General features: G+C 60.6%; 4 protein-coding genes and 1 tRNA gene. 2 read left to right on the top strand and 3 right to left on the bottom strand.

What is annotated here, in order from left to right:
* Nucleotides 1-356, top strand: a 356-nt coding sequence (locus AC1D0Z_RS16440) for a response regulator (RefSeq protein WP_477659291.1), incomplete at its 5' end; no start/stop codon positions are given.
* A gap of 115 nt (nt 357-471) precedes the next feature.
* Here AC1D0Z_RS16440 and AC1D0Z_RS16435 read toward each other — a convergent pair.
* A tRNA-Pro gene (locus AC1D0Z_RS16435) sits at nt 472-548 on the bottom strand.
* 153 nt (nt 549-701) lie between these two features.
* Here AC1D0Z_RS16435 and AC1D0Z_RS16430 point away from each other — a divergent pair.
* The gene (locus AC1D0Z_RS16430; RefSeq protein ID WP_477659290.1) at nt 702-1088 is read left to right on the top strand and encodes a DUF488 domain-containing protein; all 387 of its coding nucleotides are present in this window, start codon (nt 702-704) and stop codon (nt 1086-1088) included.
* Between the two features lie 105 nt (nt 1089-1193).
* On the opposite strand, the gene boxB is transcribed toward AC1D0Z_RS16430, so the two are convergent.
* A complete protein-coding gene (gene boxB, locus AC1D0Z_RS16425; RefSeq protein WP_477659289.1) occupies nt 1194-2618 on the bottom strand; it encodes a benzoyl-CoA 2,3-epoxidase subunit BoxB in 1425 nt (474 codons plus the stop codon).
* Between the two features lie 92 nt (nt 2619-2710).
* Entirely contained in the window at nt 2711-4405 is a 1695-nt protein-coding gene (gene boxC, locus AC1D0Z_RS16420) for a 2,3-epoxybenzoyl-CoA dihydrolase (RefSeq protein WP_477659292.1), read from the bottom strand.
* Nucleotides 4406-4536: the final 131 nt, after the last annotated feature.

The raw sequence follows: 4536 nt of genomic DNA, 5'->3' as shown, positions 1-4536 counted from the left end.
ATGAGATCATTGTTGCCCGCGACGGCACGGAAGCCCTGGAATACCTTTTCTGCGAAGGTGCTTACAGCAACCGGCTCAACGACCATCCGCCCGAACTCGTCATGCTGGACCTGAATTTGCCCGGCCTCAGCGGGCTGGAAGTCATGCAGCGCATGCGGGCCGACCCCCGCACTTTCTTTGTACCCGTCATCCTTCTGACGTCTGAATCCAAATATTCCCCCGTGGTGAAAGAGCTCCAGGGCGGACTTAACAGCTACGTGCGCAAGCCGCTGCACTTTCGGGATTTTCAGGAAAAACTGGAACAGGTGCGCGAATACTGGCGCACATCCAACTTTGGGTCCTTGCTGAAGCCCTGAAACGCCGCCGTTGGCGGAGTTAATGAGTGCTTGGGACTGCCAAGGCAGACTGGCGAAACGCCCGGCAAGCAGGCATGAAAAAGCCCACCTAAGTGGGCTTTTTTGCTGGGAATTTTGGTCGGAGTACAAGGATTCGAACCTTGGACCCCCTGGTCCCAAACCAGGTGCGCTACCAGACTGCGCCACACTCCGACAAGTCCAAGATTATAGCCCGAACTTCGCTCACTTTCACGCGCGGCCCCAACTTTCTCCACCTCACGGACAACGGCACGCTCCAGAAGGCCGGCAGAAACCGCGGGGCTCCTAGACAAAGCCTGCCAAAATCGCACGCCAAAGGAGACAGTCATGACCATCAAGATCGTGAGGCTGGGCACGGCACGCAGCGCCGGCGAGGGACTGCGCATAGGCACGGTACGCCGGCCACCCCGCGGCGTGCCAAAAACGGAGTTCGGCTCCGGCAACTGGTATGACGTGTGGTATCCCAATCTCGCCCCGAGCCTGGAGACCATGAAGCTCGGGCAATCGGTTGCTTCCGACAAGGAGTGGGCGGCCTTCAGCAAGAAGTACCGCGCCGAGATGAACGAGCCCGACGCCAGCCGGAACCTGGACGTGCTGGCGGCGCTGTCACACCAGGCGAATTTCTCGATGGGTTGTTATTGCGAGAACGAGACGCGCTGCCACCGTTCGCTGCTGCGGGGCTTGCTCAAGGAGCGTGGTGCCAGTATTGGCTAGCCCCCACGGTTGCTCACTGCATGTAGCGCCCTGCCCCCGAGGGAGCCGCTGCGCCTGCGGTCTGGCAAAGCCAGCCCGCGGCCCGACTTGGCTTAAACCACACCCTTAGAGTTTCACGTATTCGTACTCGAGCGGATTGGCATTGATACCGCGATCCGGCGGCGCAATCCAGGCAGCCATCTTGCCGGGCTCCGTCACCCGGTTCATCAGGCTTTTGACAAACGCCGTATCCTCGGGTGTCGGCAGCCACTGGCTTTTCTTCGCCTCGAAATCGGCGGCACTGATCGGATTGCCCAGCGGGTCGGTGAAATTGCCGGCCCAGGCGCCGACCTCGCGGCGAAAACGGGTCGATGGCAGAGTGAGTTCAAAGTCGACACCGGCGCGCTTGATGCCCATGTTCCAGCGTGTCACGCCGACATTGCAATCCTTGACGTACTCCAGGCGCGTGATTTCATTCATGCCGTTGCGGGTCGAGATGGTCTCGTTCTTCACACCGCCCTGCCCGTTCGGCACCACGATGCTCATCTCGGTTTCCAGCTCGACGTGGTCGGCAAACTTGGCTTCGTCGGGCCGGCCCTTGATGCCGTTGCTGAAGTAGTTGGCGGCGTTCGACGACGCCTCCGAGCCGAACAGGTCCAGCGACGACGTGAACCAGAAGTTCATGAATTTCTGCACCGTGGGCAGGTCGATCACACCGGCCTTGCGCAGCGTGGCGACGTCGTCGGTATCCAGCTCTTTCATGACTTCCAGTGTGCGCTTGATGACGCGGCCCACGCCGGTCTCACCCACGAACATGTGGTGAGCCTCTTCGGTCAGCATGAAGCGGGTGGTGCGAGCCAGCGGATCAAACGCGGATTCCGCGAACGACTTGAGCTGGAACTTGCCGTCGCGGTCGGTGAAATAGGTGAACATGAAGAAGGACAGCCAGTTGTCCATGGGCTCGTTGAAGGTTCCCAGGATGCGCGGCTTGTCGGCGTCGCCGCTGTGGCGCATCAAGAGCTCTTCGGCTTCTTCGCGGCCGTCGCGGCCAAAGTGTGCGTGCAGCAGATACACCATGGCCCAGAGGTGCCGGCCTTCCTCGACGTTGACCTGGAAAAGGTTGCGCAGGTCATACAGCGACGGTGCAGTGTGGCCCAGCAGGCGCTGCTGCTCAACGGACGCCGGCTCGGTGTCACCCTGCGTCACGATCAAACGGCGGAAGGTCGAGCGGTATTCGCCGGGCACGTCCTGCCAGACCTCTTCACCCATGTGGTCGCCAAAGCCGATCTTGCGGCCCTCTTCCTTGTCGGCCAAAAAGATGCCCCAGCGGTAGTCCGGCATGGGGGTATAGCCATAGCTGGCCCAACCCGAAGCATCCACACCTACAGCAGTTCGTAAATAGACTTCCTTGGCCTTGAAGTCGCTGGGGCCCATCTCATCCCACCAGTTCAGGAAAGCGGGTTGCCAGTGCTCGAGCGCGCGCTGGAGCTGGCGGTTTTCGCCGAGGTGAACGTTGTTGGGGATGAGGGCTTGGAGGTCGATAGAGCTCATGATGTTTCCTTAAATTTTTTCGACGGGCCGCCCCTAGAAAAAAAGGGCCCCCTCGGGGGGAAGCGCATTACGCGCAGCGAAAAGCGTGGGGGCTAAATCCTCTTCCAATCGAACTTCGCTTTTTTGCCAGTGCCAAACAATTTCAGAGCACCGTCTTCGCCCACCGCATTCGGCCGAATAAAAATCCAGTTCTGCCAGGCCGAGAGGCGGCCAAAGATACGCGTCTCCATCGTCTCCTTGCCCGGAAAACGCAGCGAGGCTTCCATGCCCGTCATCGCATCGGGCGAGAGCGACGCGCGCTCTTCCAGCATGATGCGGATTTCGTCGTTCCAGTCGATGTCGTCGGGTGTCAAGGTGACCAAACCGAGCGCCAGTGCCTGGTCAGCGCGCAGCGGGCTGTCGCCGAGTTTCTGCAACTGGGAAATCGTGGTGGCGTCTTCGCAGAAGCGTGTCTGAAGACGCGTCAGGCCGTTGACGGCGGGGAACCAACCGAAGTTGGCGGAACTCAGTTGCAGCGCCGGAGCGCTATCGGGCGCATCGGGCAAATCGAGCATGTAGATGCGGTCACAAGCCAGGGCCAATTCATAAAAAGTCCCGGCAAAGCACGAACCTGCATCAACCAGCGCAATCAGCGAACGGCTGGTCACGTCCAGCCTTGCCAGCGTGCGGCGAAGCGCGCCTGTGGTTTCTTTCACCAGCCAGTGATCTTTCAGCTTGGCCAGCACCTCATCCATGCGGATCACCTGGCCGGCGTCGCCTGTAGTCTTGATGACCCAGGTGCCGACTTCAAGTTCATTGGTGCGCAAGTTCAGGATGGCGTCGTCAAGCTCGCGCTGCAATTTCAGCGGATACCAGTTCGCGCCAGCGGCTTCAATGGTTTCGGGCGTGGACTCGATGGCCGCGGCTGGCGCCTTGACGGTGATGGTGGCAATGCGCTTTTCGCGATCGACCTGCGCATCGACCAGGCTGTAGTGGTAGCCGGCGTCGTCAATGGCAGCCTTGAGCGGCGTCAGTTCGATACCCTTTGAGGCTGCAGCCCTTGTGGACTGTGCGCGAAGCGCTTCGATTTCTGTAGCAAGCAGGTCGCCGAACTGCTGCGGCTTGGCATGGGCGTCGATCAGCTTCCAGTCCTTGGCGCGGTCGGCGCGCACACCTTCGCTGGTCGTGCAGAAGATGTCTGCCAGGTCGCGGCGCACCTTTCGCTTGTCGGTCACGCGGGTCAGGCCACCGGTGCCGGGCAGCACGCCCAGCAAAGGCACTTCGGGCAGGCTGACGGTGGAAGAACGGTCGTCCACCATGATGATGCGGTCGCAGGCCAGGGCCAGCTCATAGCCACCGCCGGCGCAGGCACCGGTGACGGAAGCGATGGCTTTCAGGCCGTCATGGCGCGAAGAGTCTTCCAGCCCGTTGCGGGTTTCGTTGGTGAACTTGCAGAAGTTGACCTTCCAGCCGTGCGTCGACAGGCCCAGCATGTAGATGTTGGCGCCCGAGCACCAGATCTTTTCCTTGCCCGACTCGAACACCACCACCTTGACGGCCGGGTGCTCAAAGCGCACGCGGTTGATCGCGTCGTGCAGTTCGATGTCCACGCCCAGGTCGTAGCTGTTGAGCTTGAGCTTGTAGCCGGGCTTGATGCCGCCGTCTTCGTTGATGTCGAGCTTGAGGCGTGCAACATCGCCCTCCACACTCAGCGTCCAGTGCTGGTATTTGCTGGGATGGGTGGAGAAACTTACGAGCTCGCGCTCCTGGCCTTCGATGACCTGTTTGAATAAAAGCGGTTCTGTCATGGCGTTCATTGGGTGTCTCCGGTTATGCCCGTTCGACGGTGTCGCGGACAGTTGTTTTGGGAACGGCGCGTTCCAGGTCTTTGAGGCTTTGTTTCAGTGTGCGCGCAGCGGTATCAACCACGGCGTCGGCG

The organism is Polaromonas sp. P1_E3, assembly GCF_056405935.1.
The sequence above is the reverse complement of the archived record's forward strand: the minus strand, read 5'-3'. Positions and strand labels throughout refer to the sequence as shown.